Annotated in this window: 14 protein-coding genes; 2 read left to right on the forward strand and 12 right to left on the reverse strand. The window is 33.9% G+C overall.

The window, feature by feature from the left end; all coding sequences use genetic code 11:
* The first annotated feature begins 10 nt into the window (after nt 1–10).
* Entirely contained in the window at nt 11–2278 is a 2268-nt protein-coding gene (locus tag E0F76_RS02735) for a helix-turn-helix domain-containing protein (protein WP_132001004.1), read from the forward strand.
* A gap of 107 nt (nt 2279–2385) precedes the next feature.
* Here the strand turns inward: E0F76_RS02735 and E0F76_RS02740 are convergent, their stop codons facing one another.
* The 7 genes from E0F76_RS02740 to E0F76_RS02770 all read right to left on the reverse strand — a co-directional run bounded on the left by E0F76_RS02740 (nt 2386) and on the right by E0F76_RS02770 (nt 10259).
* Nucleotides 2386–3309 carry a DMT family transporter gene (locus E0F76_RS02740; protein WP_246021963.1) on the reverse strand — a complete coding sequence of 308 codons (924 nt, stop codon included), beginning with the start codon at nt 3307–3309 and terminating at the stop codon, nt 2386–2388.
* 1 nt (nt 3310) lies between these two features.
* Nucleotides 3311–4135 (reverse strand): NAD-dependent epimerase/dehydratase family protein, encoded by an 825-nt coding sequence (locus E0F76_RS02745; RefSeq protein WP_132001006.1) that lies wholly within the window; start codon nt 4133–4135, stop codon nt 3311–3313.
* 61 nt (nt 4136–4196) lie between these two features.
* Nucleotides 4197–5054, reverse strand: a complete 858-nt coding sequence (locus E0F76_RS02750; protein WP_132001008.1) for a L,D-transpeptidase — start codon at nt 5052–5054, stop codon at nt 4197–4199.
* Nucleotides 5055–5519: 465 nt separating this feature from the next.
* Nucleotides 5520–5915, reverse strand: a complete 396-nt coding sequence (locus E0F76_RS02755; RefSeq protein ID WP_132001010.1) for a hypothetical protein — start codon at nt 5913–5915, stop codon at nt 5520–5522.
* 74 nt (nt 5916–5989) lie between these two features.
* Nucleotides 5990–8368: a M28 family peptidase gene (locus E0F76_RS02760; protein WP_246021965.1), complete on the reverse strand. Its 2379-nt coding sequence runs from the start codon at nt 8366–8368 to the stop codon at nt 5990–5992.
* 17 nt (nt 8369–8385) lie between these two features.
* Nucleotides 8386–8733 (reverse strand): hypothetical protein, encoded by a 348-nt coding sequence (locus tag E0F76_RS02765; RefSeq protein ID WP_132001012.1) that lies wholly within the window; start codon nt 8731–8733, stop codon nt 8386–8388.
* Nucleotides 8733–10259 carry a bifunctional GNAT family N-acetyltransferase/carbon-nitrogen hydrolase family protein gene (locus E0F76_RS02770; protein WP_132001014.1) on the reverse strand — a complete coding sequence of 509 codons (1527 nt, stop codon included), beginning with the start codon at nt 10257–10259 and terminating at the stop codon, nt 8733–8735. Before E0F76_RS02770 ends, E0F76_RS02765 begins: the two co-directional genes overlap by 1 nt.
* A gap of 188 nt (nt 10260–10447) precedes the next feature.
* On the opposite strand from E0F76_RS02770, the gene E0F76_RS02775 reads away from it, so the two are divergent.
* The gene (locus E0F76_RS02775; protein WP_132001016.1) at nt 10448–10783 is read left to right on the forward strand and encodes a single-stranded DNA-binding protein; all 336 of its coding nucleotides are present in this window, start codon (nt 10448–10450) and stop codon (nt 10781–10783) included.
* Between the two features lie 332 nt (nt 10784–11115).
* On the opposite strand, the gene E0F76_RS02780 is transcribed toward E0F76_RS02775, so the two are convergent.
* From E0F76_RS02780 to E0F76_RS02800, 5 genes are all read right to left on the reverse strand, one after another.
* Nucleotides 11116–11628 (reverse strand): ferritin, encoded by a 513-nt coding sequence (locus tag E0F76_RS02780; RefSeq protein WP_132001018.1) that lies wholly within the window; start codon nt 11626–11628, stop codon nt 11116–11118.
* Between the two features lie 99 nt (nt 11629–11727).
* On the reverse strand, nt 11728–12237 hold the full coding sequence (locus tag E0F76_RS02785; protein ID WP_132001020.1) for an acyl-CoA thioesterase: 510 nt from the start codon (nt 12235–12237) through the stop codon (nt 11728–11730).
* A 104-nt stretch (nt 12238–12341) separates the two neighbouring features.
* Complete coding sequence (locus E0F76_RS02790) at nt 12342–12725, reverse strand: DoxX family membrane protein (protein WP_132001022.1); 384 nt, start codon at nt 12723–12725, stop codon at nt 12342–12344.
* A gap of 3 nt (nt 12726–12728) precedes the next feature.
* On the reverse strand, nt 12729–13877 hold the full coding sequence (locus E0F76_RS02795) for a DNA polymerase III subunit (RefSeq protein ID WP_132001024.1): 1149 nt from the start codon (nt 13875–13877) through the stop codon (nt 12729–12731).
* A 92-nt stretch (nt 13878–13969) separates the two neighbouring features.
* Nucleotides 13970–17056, reverse strand: coding sequence for a glycoside hydrolase family 95 protein (locus E0F76_RS02800; protein ID WP_132001026.1), 3087 nt, complete (start codon nt 17054–17056; stop codon nt 13970–13972).

Consider the following 17056-nt stretch of genomic DNA (forward strand, 5'->3'; position numbering starts at 1 on the left):
TACACGCCAAATGCAATCCATTTCCGAAGCGGCAAAATATACTTTGCAATTCATCAATCAAACACAACGCTCCGTTTTCCTAACTGGGAAAGCAGGTACAGGTAAAACAACACTTTTGCGTGAAATAATACAAACGACTCACAAGAATACGGTTGTAGTTGCACCTACTGGAATTGCGGCTTTGAATGCTGGTGGCGTTACGATTCATTCTATGTTTCAGCTGCCTTTTGGCGGGTTTATTCCGGATAATTCAGCACCACAATTTTCCGAAAACACTAAATTTGAAACCAAAGCTACATTGCGTAGGCACTTTAGAATGAGTGGTTTGAAGAAATCGGTTATTCGAAATATGGAATTATTAATCATTGACGAAGTCAGTATGTTACGTGCTGATTTATTGGACGCAATGGATTATATGATGCAAACAGTACGAAAAAAAAGTAGTCCTTTTGGTGGTGTCCAAGTTTTATTTATTGGAGATTTATTGCAATTGCCACCCGTTATTCGGGATGAGGAATGGAGAACATTAAAAACATATTATAATGGTAAATTCTTTTTTCATTCGCATGTAGTGCAACAAAATCCACCTTTGTATATTGAATTGTCTAAAATTTTTCGGCAAACCGACGATACTTTTATTTCCATTTTAAATAATCTTCGCAACAACCAAATATCTGCTGCAGACATTCAATTTTTAAATCAATATGTAAAACCAGATTTCGATTTAAAAGCCAATAAAGGTTACATCACACTTACGACTCACAACAACAAGGCTGATTCTATGAATGCACAAGCTCTAAATGATTTGGAAGGAAATCTTGTGATTTATAAACCAGAAATCGTAGGCGATTTTCCAGATAAAATATTTCCGGTTGAAGAGCAGCTAAAACTAAAATTAGGAGCCCAGGTCATGTTTGTTAAAAACGATTTGTCGTTTGAAAAGAATTATTTCAACGGAAAAATGGGAATCGTTAAATCGCTTTCCAGTAAAGAAATTCTCGTTCATTTTCCTGATGAAAACAAAACCATTGAAGTCGAAAAATACGAATGGCAAAATATTCGCTACAAAGTAGATGAAACCACCAAGGAAATAGAGGAGGAGGTTTTAGGAACTTTTGTACATTACCCAATTAAACTCGCTTGGGCAATTACGGTTCATAAAAGCCAGGGGTTAACGTTTGACAAAGCAGCACTCGATGTTTCGCAAGTTTTTCTGCCAGGACAGGCATATGTGGCATTATCGCGTTTACGTTCCTTAAACGGCTTAATTTTGCTTTCTCCGATACGAATGAATGGTATTTCGAACGATCAAGATGTGATGGATTATTCGCTCAATAAAGCCTCCGAAGAATTATTGAAAAATTCTTTGCATTTTGAAACTAAGAATTTTATCCATAACTATTTGACAAATAGCTTTGATTGGGCCGAATTGGCTCAGGAATGGCGCAATCACAAATTCAGTTATGCTGATAATTCCGAGAGTTCGACTAAATCAAAACAAGCCACTTGGGCAGCAAAACAATTGGAAGCCATCGATACGATATTGGGTCCATCCCAAAAATTCATAATTCAATTAAATAAAATATTTGTTGCAGAAACAGTTGATTTAATTCATGTTTCCGAGCGTTTTCAGGCAGCCTATAATTACTTCATCAAACCATTGGATGACTTGGTTTTTGAAATTCTTTGGAAAATTGAAGAAGTAAAACGACTCAAAAAAGCCAAATCTTTTTATGACGAATTGATGGTTTTAGAAGAACTACAAACCAAAGCCGTTTTGCGATTAATGAAAGCCAAGTTATTAATTGAAACCGTTGTGGCAGGTGAACCTATATCCAAAGAAAAATTAACATCAAACCTAATAAAAAAATATATCGCTCATAAAACTGAAACTATTCAGGCGCAATTCAAGGAAATGAATATCACTTTGATTGATGATGAAGCGGATGCAGAACGCTATACCAAAAAGAAAAAAACGATAAAAGAACCCAAGAAGTCTACGATTCAAGAAACTTATGAATTGTGGATCGAGAAAAACACGATCAAGGAAATTGCTGCCATTCGAAAATTCACCGAAGAAACCATATTAGGTCATTTAACCAAATTGATTATTGCCAAAGCAATTAAAATTGAAGAGGTGCTGCCTGAGGATAAAATCCAGGAATTAACCGAAGCATTTTATGGTTACAAAGAAGAATCCGTTTCGCCACTAAAAGAGCAATATGGCGATAAATTCTCTTGGGAAGAGCTACGAATGTTCAAAGCGAGTTTGAATTAAAATAATTATAAGATTATCTTTAAGAGATTCTAACTGCACTCAAAAATATTGGTTAGCAGTTTTTTAGATTAGATAAAATGGTCAAAAATAGTTGGTAATTTTAAATTTTATAATCTTGCTTTTCTAATCGCATAATTTACTAAATACAAGCCACTTAAAGTGATGGCACCGCCAAGTGCAATCGCAAAAGTTAAAGATTCTCCAAAAATTAAAGCGCCAAACAACACTGCAACAATTGGATTGATATAAGCATAAACACTTGATATTTCGGGAGGTAGATTTTGTAAAGCATAAATAAAAGCAATAAAAGTTAACACTGACCCAACGATCACTAAATACCCAATTGCCCACCAAGAAATGGCAGGAATTGCAGTAATATTTACTCCTGTTCCAGTGGCACCTGTAACTGCCAATATAATTATGCTAGAAAGAAACATTTGCAATCCTAGACTGAAATAGGGATTAAAACTAGCCGCTTTTTTCTTGGTATATAAAGTTCCAAAAGCCCAAGTAATTGTAGCGATAATTGAAATACCAATTCCAAATCTAAAGTCAGGAATAAAAAAATCACTCAAATGTTCATAAAAAATAATACAAATTCCTCCAAAACTAATTGCTAATCCAAATACAGCCAATCGCGCTATTTTTTCTCCTCTAAACAAAGTAATGATAACAATCCATAACGGAAATAAAGCAGCTAAAATAGCTCCTAAGCCACTGCTTATGTACTTAACTCCCCAAGTGCTGAGCCCGTTGCTTAAAGCAAAATTGAGTATACTTAGTATAAAAATTGTTTTCCATTGTCTGCCTTTCGGCCAAGGTGCTTTTTTATAAATAAAGTAAGCAACGTAAAGTGATCCGGCGATTAATTGTCTAATACCTGCCAATTGTAAAGCGGGCATGTGTTTTACTCCTTCTTTTGAAGCGAGCCAAGTGGTTCCCCAAAAGAAGCTTACCCAACAAAGGGCTATTATGGGCAGGCCTATAGCGTTTATTTTGGTCGAAACCGCACTTTTTATTTTAGCTTTCACTTTATAAATTTGGTTCGGTAAAAGTATACTTTAAAACAGATATTATTTTGCCATTCAAAATTGTTTTTCCAACGGAATTGAACTCGTTTTTAAATTCAGGTAAATCAAGGTTTTTTTCTATGGCTTTTTGAGTATAATAATCCTTTCGACTCGGATGATAAGGAGTAACTGCGTTTAAGGTTTTCCCCCAACAATTTTGTTGTAGAATGGCTAGAATTACACCACTACAATCATTTTGATGAATTAGATTGATTGGTGCCATAGGATTGTCAAGATTCTTTTTTCCTGCTAGAAAACGGACTGGATGTCGATCTTCTCCAATCAATCCGCCGAAACGCAAAACAGTAGTTTTAAAATTCTGATTGGTTTGCAATAATTGCTCCGATTGCAATAATTGCCTGCCGCTTTCTGTATTTGGTAAGGGTATAGTTTCTTCCGTCACCATAGAATCACTGCCTCCATAAACCGAAGTCGAACTGATAAAAAGTACCTTTTCAACAGTTGATTTTTCTATATAAGGAATTATATTTTTGATTTTCTCAACGAATGTCCTCCTAAGTGGAGAGGAAGAACCTTGCTCTAAACTGCGAAGTTTTGGCGGAATGTCAATAATCAGAATCTTGGAATTTTCGAGAAATTTGTATGGATCACCATCGACTTTGTTTTCAGAAAGGGTAATTAAAAAAGGTTGAATTCCTGAGTTTTTCAATACTGAAAGCTTTTCACTCGAAGTAGTAGAACCATTTACTGAAAATCCATTTTCTAACATAGCTTTCGCCAAAGGCAAGCCCAACCAACCGCAACCTAAAATGCTAATCTGTTTCATCATTAAAAAATAAAGAACCCAAAAGTAGTTTAAATATACAGCATTTGAAAATGGTAACTCTTTAAGATTTCGTTCTTTTTCCTTGTTCCGTTAAAATAGTTGCTATAAAAGGTTTGGTGATATTTTCAATTTCATTTTCAGAAATTGTTAAGGCTTTGGGATCTTTGATAAGTTGCAACCATGGTTTTGGTGCATCAAAATTATAACTTCCAAAAACTACCACGGGAGTACCTTTAAATTTTACGTTTTCTTCATCTGCCAAAACCCATTGATCCGCCCATTCATATAAATATTTGGCATCTTTTTCTTGCAACCTTAGACACGAATGGGAGGCAGGATAACCCGGCAAACTGTATTGATGAAAACCAATACCTTCTTTGTTTTCTATATTAAAATTCCAAAGCAATTTCCATTCATCATCAACTGTGCTGATTGTTTCTTCTGCTTTCCAATTTGTAAAAAACAGTCCTGTAGGGGTTTTTGCCTTTGCTTTACCCATATTTGTTGGGCCAGTATAGGTTAAAACCCCGTTTTCATATGCAGCAAAAGTTTGAGAAGGGTAGGAAAAGAAAATTATTTTATCAATATTCTCTAAATAGGAAACTTGAAGAGGAAAAGGTAAATAAAAGGCAAGGTCACCAGTCATATCCTTTGGAATAATAATAGAATCTATTTTAGCAAAATTCTCATTATCAGTTCTATTTATAGCAATTACAATTTCTAGATTAGAAGGACTTTCATTTTTTTGCAACCATTTTTTAGTGCTTTCTAGAGTATAGGAAACAGACTTTGGTTCTTTTCGAACTGGTGCTTTTTTAACAATAACAGCTGTTTTTTCAGTATTGGTATCTTCAACTTTTTTACAGGAAAAAAATGTAAATGCAAATATAATTCCAAGTAGTACAATCGATTTTTTCATAACAAATTTCTTTAATGTAAAAATGATTCAATTATTAGAGTTAAGTGTTACACAATTATTGGAAATAGTTATAGTTTTTACGGTTGTGAAATGGAAAACCCAATTCAGTTAGGTAGTTAATGTTAGTCTGGGTGTTGGATTCACACTAGAAAATATTTCGTTTTTTTCTCAATATCATTATTTTATACTAAGTTTCTGCACTTCGTTTCACTTAAAATGATGGGACAATTATTAAAGACTTAATTCCTGATTTTTAAAAGTGAAAATTTACCTTATGAAGTCGTCTAATTTTTTATTTAAAATCTATTTTCAAGTATTGATTTCGCCTGAGACAAAGCCAAACTATCATAACCAAGAATACTCACAATTTTCACTTTGATATATTTTATAAAAAGATAAAACAGCCTACTAAAAATTTTTTATAGAGTGATTTTTTTGTTTTTTTGTAACTATTAATTATAACCATTATCTTATTCCTGTATCAATAGACACTTCAAGTACAGTAGTTTTATTACTACTTATCACTACTATTGCTGGTAAATTTTTGCCAAAATAGTGTTGCATATCAAGATCAACAACATAAGTTCCTATTGGGAGATCCACCTTATAATTACCATTTAAGTCGGGTTCAATTAATACAACTTTATTTTTCTTATCAGCTGTCCAGACAAAAACGGGCCAATTTTTGTACGTTTCTGAGGTTGGCTGGCATTCTGGTTTTGGAGGAATTGTTTCAACTGGGCAAAGAGGTCCAATTGTAATTTTTCCTTCTAAAAAACCTTTATCTGTATTTTGAGTTGAATCACAACTCAAAATCAATACCGTAATAAGCAGCAGAGATAATTTTATAATTAGTTTCATACCTTTTGGTTTTTAAATGTTATAATCTAAAAATCTGATAGCATAGTTTTTTCATTTTTTTGCTTCAATTCCTTTTAATTTTCACCATTAATGGTATCAGTTAATACGGGATTTAACAACGTATTATTTACTTCAATTGTATTGATGGGAATTAGCGATGGTGTTATTTTTTGTTGTAACAACACAGCATCAGTCAAAACAAAAGGGGTTGGCATCATCCAATTGGCTCGTTTAGAAATTGAAAATAAAGGATTGTTCAATAAATCAAAGGAGCTTTCTATTAGATGCATATCTAAAACACTGGATGCAGGAACATTAAATTCTAATTCTAGGGGTATTTGATCCACCACATAATAACTTAAAAGTAACTTGCCTTTTCGTTCGTATTTTGACGTTTTTTGACCTGTCAGCGACATGCCATTGGCTTTGAAGTTTTGAATAACAATATGTTCATTAGCAAAAATATCGTATCGATTGACTTTACGGTTAGGTGTAATTCGGATTTTTAAAAAGCGATTAGCGCCTACAAAACTGTCTTTTAAGAATTCAATAGTTGGTTTCGCTATTTTTTTCATTGGCGCATAGGCCATATAACTAAATCCAGATTTGTATTTACTTGGCAAAGGGAATGTGTTTATTTCATTTGCCGCTCTTGGATTTTGTCCTAAATATTCTTTTGTCCAATTATCAAGATTTGTATCATAAGTAGCCCAGTAGGATTTGTTTTTATCCGCGTCAAATAGATATACCAAACTATTCGATTTGGCTTTGCCCATTTCGTAACCGGAATAATAATGCGCTTTTGCAAAAAATCCAATTGCTAGAATAAACAAGATTATTGATGTCAACCCTTTTCGAACAAAAGATCCAAAAATGGGCAATAATAAACCAAAAGTTAAAACAGTTAATATGGCACTTCCAAACAGTACTTTTAATCCCAAACCTATTGGGAACATTTGTATAAAAGGGGCGATTAAGAGCAAAGCAGGAATACTTAAAAACAGGTTTAGAGTCCATTTTGATTTTTGGGTCAAAACAAAAGTCCCTAACATGATCAATCCGGCAAAAGCGGGAATAATCAAAAAACCACCCCCTTTTAGAAAAAATGCAAATCCTACATTGATGCAAATCCAAACAAATAATGGTCCTACAAAATGGTTCATTGTTCGCTTTTTGATGGAGTAATAATGGTAAAAAGCAAAACATATCGCTAAACTTAACAAAACGAAAGCTGCAATATAATTATGACCGTTATACGTAAAACCATTAAGTAAGTCATTGTATTGAGGATATAGCAGTAACAATGTTTTCCATCCCAAAAAAGCAATTAATCCAGATGCAATTAGAGACCCTAGTAGTGGAATGAATCCTTTCATAATTTCTTTGAAAGAAAGAATTCTTTTGCCAATTCCTACGAAAACTAAAAACAAGAGTAATACTAATGCGATAATTACCATTGGTAAAACCCAGTCAAAAGGGTAACTAATAATTGTAAAAGGAATGGTGAAATAAACCGCTTCATCATGAGTTTGTGTAGCGTTTAAATTGGCATTAGAAAAATAATTTAACAAAGGCATCAGATATTCTCCCTGATGTGACAATGAATTTTTCTCTAAATGATTGATGTCATCTTGAGCCGTATGATAATTATAATGATCATCTATAAATGCAAAATTGTAGCCTTGAATATTACCTACTTCTCTAAATACGGTTAAATCAGTAAAGTTGGGCATCAATTTATAAATGCTATAAAACAGAGAATTTGATACAGGATGCAAAGTGTGGGCAGCCTCAAATTCTTTTGCCAAACCAGCATTCCCTGAATTAGTTTCCATAAACATATAACTTGGACCAGAAGAGCCACGTGCTTCAAAATTGATCACCAATCCCACTTCTTTTGCCCAGGAATGCTGTGTTACAAAAAGCGTGGCACCGTTTAATCCCAATTCTTCTGCATCCGAAAACATAATAATAATATCATTTTTGTGGACTGTTTTATTGTACACAAAAGCACGAACACTTTCTAGTATTGCTGCCACACCAGAACCAGCATCACTGGCACCTAGAGAATAAGAATTAGGTGCGCTATCATAATGGGAAAGCAACATCAAAGCTTTGTTACTATTTGCGCCTTTTATTCGAGCCAATATATTCTTGCTTTTTGTCAAGATTCCCTTTTCAGTGAAAGAATAGCCTTCCTGAACGGATGTTTCCAAACCCAATTTTTGTAATTCTATTTGAAGATAATTGGCTACTTCATCGTGATATTCAGAACCTACATAATGAGGTTTTTTAGAAATAATTTTTACTTGTTCGATTGCTCTTTTTGTCGAAAACTCCGAAAGTGGTATATCACTATTGGATATCAATTGAGGCTTCATTGTTATGAAGACAAAACCAAGTGTTCCAAGGATAAATAATACGGATAAAATTGAGGGATAATTTTTTTTCATGACTAAAGATTTGGGATCTAAATTTCTTTTTTGACAAGCATATAATATTCATCCTCTAAAACGCGATAACCTTGATCGTAAACGAAATAATAGCGGTTTCCGGTTTTAGTTTCTAAAATATTGGTAAAAAACTCAAAATCAAATCCTTTACTCAATAATTTTGCTCTGGTTGTTTTGCCCTTTCCATCCACATTCAATGCCGATAGAATGCGGTAATTTTTTCGCAATTTGTTGTTCACATTGCGCATAAAATTAGTGCTGTCTTTATTAATTTTGTTGTTGTAGGCATTTCGACAACCATCACTACAGAATTTTTTGTCTTCCCGACCTACAAGCTTTTCTCCACATTCCAGGCAGTTTTTCATTATTTTACTTTTTTAATCTCATATAAATCTTTTCTACGATCTTTAAGGATTTTCACACTTCCGTGTTCATGTAATTCTTTTAATAAATCTAAATCGACATCTACAATTAATGTCATCTCCGTATTTGGAGTTGTTTCTGCTTTGATACCGTTACTAGGAAAAGCAAAATCAGCAGGGGTAAATACCGCCGATTGTGCGTATTGGATATCCATGTTATTTACTTTTGGTAGGTTGCCAACACATCCTGCAATAGCAACGTAACATTCGTTTTCAATCGCTCTAGCTTGGGCACAATGTTTTACTCTAGTGTAGGCATTTTGAGTGTCAGTCAAAAAGGGTACGAATAAAATATTCATTCCCTCGTCCGCCATTAATCGGGATAATTCAGGAAATTCGACATCATAACAAATTACAATTCCAATTTTTCCACAATCGGTATCAAAAGTTTGTATGTTATTTCCGCCAGTTATACCCCAATGGAACACTTCATTTGGAGTTATGTGTATTTTGGTATAGGTTTCGTAAGTACCATCTCTTTTGCATAAAAATCCAGAATTGTACAGCGTACCATCAACTAAATGGGGCATACTACCTGTAATAATGTTGATATTATAGGATATGGCCAATTCTTGAAAACGGATTCGAATGGGTTCAGCATATTTAGCTAATTCTCTTATTGCATCCGCTTCCGACAAATGGTTGTAATCCGCCATTAAAGGAGCGATGAAAAGCTCTGGGAAAACGGCAAAATCACTTCCATAACCAGAAACAGCATCAATAAAAAATTCGGATTGTTCGAATAAGGCTTCTAAATTAGCAAGCGAACGCATTTGCCATTGTATCAAGCCCAATCGGATTATACTTTTGTCTAGGTTAATTATTTTGGGACTTTCGTCATAATAAATATTATTCCATTCCAATAAAACGGCAAATTCTTTAGAGAGTTTATCGCCTTCTAAGTAATTTTTCATTACACGTAACACATGGAAATCATTACTCAACTGAAAAGAAAGAACAGGATCGTGTAATTCTTTTCTTTTTACTTTTTCGATGTATTGTTTGGGTGTTAATTCTGATGCGTATTTACCATAATTTGGAATTCTTCCTGCAAAAACAATTGATTTTAGATTTAATTGTTCGCAAATTTCTTTTCTCGCTTCATACATTCGTCGCCCTAATCGCAACCCACGGTATTTTGGATGTACAAAAACATCAATTCCATAAAGCACTTCTCCCTTAGAGTTATGTGTTGAGAAAGTAAAGTTTCCTGTTATTTTTGCGTAATCGTGGTTTTTATCTACAATACTTTTATTTACGATTAATGATAAAGCGGAACCTACAACCATACCATCGACTAAAATGACGAGTTGACCATCGGGAAATATTCGTAAGAGATTTTTAATATGGGATTCTTGCCAATGTGAATCTATCATACCAGGATAGGCTTCTATCATGGAATCTTTCAATTCTTTATAATCTTCAATTCTTAAATTTCGTAACTCTACTTTATTAATTTCTGTTTGCATAAAAAGTTTTTAATTTGAACGAAGATAGTGAAAATAATATCCATTTACAAACGGTTACAAATAATTACAACCGAAAGTAAGTAGTAATCAACCGAATAACTTTCGATCTAGGTCGCATCTTTGCCCTGTTGATTAGATAGAACATCTCAACAAAATAGATACAAACAACAATTTAAAAATTACACGCCATGAATGCAATGAAAAACACAGTACAGTTAATTGGAAACGTAGGAAATGATCCAGAAATCAAAAACCTTGAAGGTGGACGTAAACTAGCTAATTTGACTATCGCCACAAACGATAGTTACAAAAACGACAAAGGAGAGAAAGTAGAACAAACGGAATGGCACAAAGTAGTTGCTTGGGGGAAAACTGCAGAAATCATTGAAAAATATGTAACCAAAGGCAAAGAAATCGCTATTGAAGGAAAATTGACTCACAGAAGTTACGAGGATAAAAACGGTGAAAAACGATATATTACGGAGGTAATAGTAAATGAAGTGTTGTTACTTGGGAAAGCCTAATACAGTTTAGCGTAAATTTAAAATGCCCTCTTTTCGGAGGGCATTTTTGAATTTATTAATTTAAATCGAATTTTGGACATCGGTCACAACGCTTCTTTTCCCCTTTTAAATATTTATCACAACATTTCGATTTGCAGTTTTCTACAGTCGAAATGTCTTTAAGGTGTTTTTTCTTTTTGTTCTTTTTTTTCTCTTTTCCTTTTGTACTCAATTTGTAAGGTATTAAAAACTAGTACAAAGGTATGTTATTTTTATCTATTCTAAATAAAAATAATGTGAATATTTGAAATTTTAGTTAAAAAAAAAGGTTGTACTATGGATGGAAATGAAATCTAAGGAATTCGTTTAGGAGCCACAGTTATCATTTGCTGAATATCTCTATCAAATAAATACAAACCACCTTTATCATCTCCAATTAAATTGATTTTGTCTAGAATGTTTTTTGCAGTTGCTTCTTCTTCGATTTGTTCGGAAACATACCACTGCAAGAAATTATGAGTCGCATAATCTTTTTCAGAAAAGGTGATGTGTACCAATTCGTTAATAGAATCTGAGACAAATACTTCATGTTTGTACAATTCTTCAAACATTTCTTTGAATGTTTTGTAATTGTTTCTTGGTGCTTTTAATGCTGAAATTTCAGCACTTGCACCACGTTCGTTTACGTATTTTATAAGTTTTAGCATGTGGATGCGTTCTTCCTCGGATTGAGCATACATAAATTGTGAAATTCCTTCAAGCCCATGTATTTCAGCCCAGCACGCCATTGAAAGATAGGTTTGTGAGGATTCGGCTTCGATGCGAATTTGTTTGTTTAAAGCGACTTCTATATTTTTTGATAGCATAACTTTGTGTTTTTAGTAAAACTACAAAAAATATTAATTTATTGATTCTTGAATGCAACTAATTAATACAACTTTAGCAAAAATATAAAGAGGTTTTTTTTAAACAAACAATGCTTTCAATTCTGAAGCATCTTCGGGTTTCATTTTTCCAGCAAGAAGCAAACTCAATTGTTTTCTTCTCAAAGCATCATCATAACGATGTTTTTCGAGTTTGGTTAAAGGGTCAATTTGAGGAACTTCAACTGGTTTTCCGTTTTCATCCACCGCTACAAAAGTATAAATGGCTTCATTTGACTTAATTCTTTCTCCTGATTCACGATCTTCAACCCATACATCGATATAGATTTCCATAGAAGTTTTGAAAGCTCTTGATACTTTAGCCTCAATAATAACAACACTTCCCAGCGGAATGGATTTGTTGAAAGCCACATGATTTACTGAAACAGTTACGGCAATTCTACGCGAATGTCTTCCTGCAGAAATACTTGCTGCACGATCCATTCGGGCTAGCAATTCGCCACCAAATAGATTATTCAACGCATTGGTTTCACTCGGTAAAACTAAATCAGTTAATATGGTCAACGATTCAGAAGGATGTTTTGGAGTCATATTTTGAAGTCTAAATATTTTTTGACACTAAGAAACAAAGTAGCAAAGTTTTTTAAATTTTTATTAAAAATTGCCATTGAAATTGCCATTGAAATTGATTTTTTCTAATTCAACCAATATACCGCCATAACGGCTGGAATAAAATAAAGTACGATAGTTCTTGCGCCATCATAATCTTTTGCCATTCGTTGTCCGAAAAGCATCATTAACAAAGAAATACACGAAAAAACAGCTCCGTATAATCCGAATGTTCTTCCGTTGCTAACAAATAATTCAATTGCACCAACAACGCATAATACTCCCGAAATTAATTCTAATACCAAAAGGTGTAATAAGGCTAAACGAACTAACTTTTTGAGGCGAGTTTCGGCAAAATGTTCTTTCATGAAATCGAGATTTTCTTTCCAATGAAACAATTTGTCATAACCAGATTGTATAAAGGTTATGGCCAAAAAAACTAAAATTAAAATAGAGGCAGCATTGTTCATAGCTTATTTTTTATGGATTAAACGGGTCAGTTTTATAGATAAATCGGTTAGGATTATTTTCGCATTTCCGTTGCGTTCAATATGGTAAATAGCATCGGATAATTCCTGAAATATTTCATGGATATTATTACCATTGACAAAAGGTGCAAATTTAGAGATCGAAAATTTTTCGACTGTTGGTTCTAGATATACTAAACTTGGTGATTCATAATTATACATCAAGGCTTGACGAAATAAATCAATACAAAATTGCAAGAATTTCTTTTGAGTTTCTCTTCCTAATGCAGCAATTTGTTCACTCCAACTAATTAAATCAGCAATTACCGCAGGATTTCCTTTGGCTTTAAAAGCGGCTCGAACCCAAACGACAAACCATTGTTCAAAAGGAAATTCATCGCTGTCATCTTTTAGTAAATGCAAAGCTTTGTTGTAATTTCCTTGTGCTTGGTGGGCGATTTTCGCTGCTATTTTTGGTTCAATTTCTTCACGAAAAACTAATCCATCTGCAATGACTTGCTCACTCAAGCCGTTGAAATGTAGTACTTGGCAACGAGAACGAATCGTTTGAATTATATCCTCTTCATTTTCCGATATAAGTATAAAAACTGTTTTTTCTGGGGGCTCTTCCAATAATTTTAACAATTTGTTAGAAGCGGAAATATTCATTTTATCGGCCATCCAAACAATCATAATTTTATAACCGCCTTCGTATGATTTTAATGATAATGATTTTAAAACTTCCTGTGCATCATCAACCCTAATTTCGCCTTGTTTATTTTGAACCCCTAAAACGGAATACCAATCGAATAAACCGCCGTATGGGTTTTGGGTTATAAACAATCTCCAATCTGCAATGAAATCAATACTTTTGGGTTTTTTGTCTACTTTTTCGGTAGATACTGTAGGATAAATAAAATGTAAATCGGGATGCGAAATCTTTTGGAATTTAAGATTGCAACTTTCGTTTGCCCCAAAATTTTCTCCATTCTGATTGCTACATAAAATGTATTGAGAATAAGCAATTGCCATCGGTAAAGTCCCACTTCCTTCTGGTCCAATAAATAATTGCGCATGAGGAATTCTACCTAAATCGGCACTTCGAGTCAAGTGGTTTTTGATGTAATCCTGTCCTAAAATTTCTGAAAACTGCATTAGGCAAAGATAGCAGAAATTGGTTTAGTCTAAAATTTTGGATAATAAAGTTTCAAGTCTTGATGTTTGAAATTTAGACAAAAAAAAGGGGTTCAAAATTGTAATGTAAATATTTGACCAGGACTGCTTTTAGGAAGTTTAAAATGTCCGGAAGAGGCTTTCAAAAGCGTAGATTTACCATCAATATCCAATTGTATTTTTTTTGCTTTAGTGTAATTAACAAACATCGGTTTTCCGGTTATATTCAAAATTTTAGCATTTTCTAATGTTCCGTTTTTCCAAGTCATTTCGATTTGAGCTCCGTTTTTGGCAATAATACCTTTGATTGTTCCCTCTTTCCAAACAGATGGCAAGGCAGGTAAAAGATAAATAGCATTAGTATTGCTTTGCAACAACAATTCCTGAATTCCTGCTGCTGCTCCAAAATTTCCATCGATTTGAAATGGTGCGTGAAAGTCAAATAAATTAGAATAGGTGCGTTGTGCCAATTGGTATCTTAATAATTCCAAAGCTTTGTCGCCTTGTTGTATGCTAGCCCACATCAAAAATTTATTAGCAATTGACCATCCCGTTGCATCATCACCGCGTTTTTGCAAAACAATTTGAGCTCCTTTTTGAAATTCGGGAGTTTGCGGATTGATTAAATTTCCAGGATACAGTCCCACTAAATGGGAAATATGTCGGTGATTGGGATCTCCCAAATCTTTGCCGGTTGCATCCTTATTGTAACTTGTTTCTTGGCTCCATTCTTTAATTTGACCGTCGGTTCCAAGTTCTACGGGTTTTTCCAGATTTGTTCTTAATTCGTTCCAAACTTTTTGCTTTTTCAGATCGATGTTTAAGATTTTTGCCGCTTCCAAAGTGTAATCCAAAAGTCCGGCAATTAATTGAAGGTCATATTTAATTCCCGTTTGATAAGGGCCGTGTTCTGGTGATCGCCCTTTACCAGTGGTGTAAAAATAACCTTTGGGATATTGTTTTAAATTAGCTGTTTTTACTTTATTGCCATTGAGATAAGCTGCATAAAAATTAGCGGATTTACGTAATATTGGGTATAATTGATTAGTCAACCATTTCTTGTTCTGACTGCGTTGGAAAAGATCCCAAAGATTGTACATCAAAAAGGCGGTATTTCCCGGCGACTGAATACTTGTCGAACCTGTTAAATCCGTTTGCCCGTTGATGGATTGTTTGGTATGCATTACAAAAACGCCATCTACAGTTTCATTTTTGGAAGGTTCAAAAACAATGTTTTTGTTTTTATCCAAATGATAAGACGAAGGAGTAACATTGTACATATTTTGAGCGGTCAAAGAGCCGGCAGGTATTTGTGATTCAATCCAGTTGGCAAGAGCTTTTCCACTATCAATAAGATTGGCTCCGCCAGCAAACCAATAGTTCATTTCTAAATTAATATTGATGCAATAAGTTGAACCCCAAATCTCAGCAACAGATTGATTCCATTTTCCTTGCAAAGTTGCTGGTAATGTGTTTTCGCGCGAGGAAGCAATCATTAAATAACGCCCATATTGATAAAATAATTCTTCCAAGTTGGTGTCTAAACTATCATATTCGGTTTTTGGATAAGAAATACTTTCTCCTGATTTTATTGCTTTGATCACTTTGGCGTAAGCAGCAACTCGTTCATTGGTAGGAATTGGTTTTGATGCAGTCTTATTACCTAAACTAAAAGTTACTCGATTAAATAAAGCTTGATAATCGGCGATGTGTTCTTTTTTTAGTTCTTCATACGTTTTGTTATTCGTGTTGGCGAGTCGTCCTTCTGCTTTTTGGATGGCAAATTCTAAACCATTTTTGTGCTTGAATTGAGGTATTTCTAGATTTACTTTTCCATCATCGTTGATGCTAAAAGCATTTGGATCATAATCTGTTGCCGAAGTGATAAATATAGTAACTCCAGTTGCGTTTTTAACTTCAACATTGCCGTAATGGTCTACAATTTCACCATCATCGGCAATTACTTTTATTATGGTGCAATATTCTAAATCCGACGGCTGGTTATAAGTAGCTTTTCCTCCTCCGGTATAAGGTTCGGAATCTTTCAGTTTGCCTGTTATGGTAACAATTCCATTATTAACTTGAATATTTCCGGGATGTGCAGATATTGGTTTTACGTTAAAATTCAACGCTTTTGCTTCATCGGCAGTGTATCGCAAAACGATAACTTTGGCGAGATAACTGGCGAAATATTCCCTTTTATAATTGACCTTTTTATATTGGTAACGAACAGAAGATACAGCTGTGTTTATATCTAAATCTCTGTAATAATTCAAGATATCAGGGTTTTGTGGCAAGTTAAAATCTACAAAAATATTTCCGCTGTTCATAAAACCGTTAATGCCTTCCCCCATTTTTTTGTTTACATTGTCTGAGGGAACTTTTTCCTGCACGCCTCGATAACCCGCTGCCCAAAAGCTTTCTTCGTTAAATTGGATATGATCTTTTCCAGGCATTCCAAAAAGCATTGCGCCTAAATAACCGTTTCCTATAGGCAATGCTTGTTCTTCCCAATCTTTTCCGTCTCGGTCATAAATAGTAGCTTTTGGGTCAAAAGCACCTGTTTTATACCACAATAAATTATCTTGTTTTCTTACTTGATAAGAATCATCATAAAGGTAATTTACATTTAATTTTATGGTGTTCTCAACTCCAGGATCAATACCAGCAGGAACTTTTTCTGGGTTCATCACTCCGGGACCGTTTCCGTATTTTGGGTGTGTAATCCAGTTGGAATAGATGGGGATTCCTTTATAACTTCCGCTTTTGAAATCCGCTGTAAAAAGATTTTTTCCTGCTTTTGAAATTAATGTAATGCGTAAAAATTCGGCTTGAGCCAAATCTATCGCCTTTTCGAATGAAATAAATTGATAACCTTCTGGAAATTTATTAAAATCTATAGTTGTTTTTATTTGATTAATCTGTTTTCCTTTGGTATCGAAAGCTCCCAAAGTAAGTCCTGCTTCAGACCAATTTTCAGTTTTTACATTTTTAAATTGTATTCCTAGAATTCCCGTGGCATCTTTTAAATTGGTTAATCCGCCTTGTAAAACTACACCAATAACCGCACTTTTATTTTCTTTTGGTGTTTGGGCAAAAGTTATACTCGAAATAAGAAAGATAAAGGCAAAGCTTGGAAAATAATTTAAAAAGTCTTTCAT

Source organism: Flavobacterium cellulosilyticum, from assembly GCF_004349355.1.
Classification (GTDB): domain Bacteria; phylum Bacteroidota; class Bacteroidia; order Flavobacteriales; family Flavobacteriaceae; genus Flavobacterium; species Flavobacterium cellulosilyticum.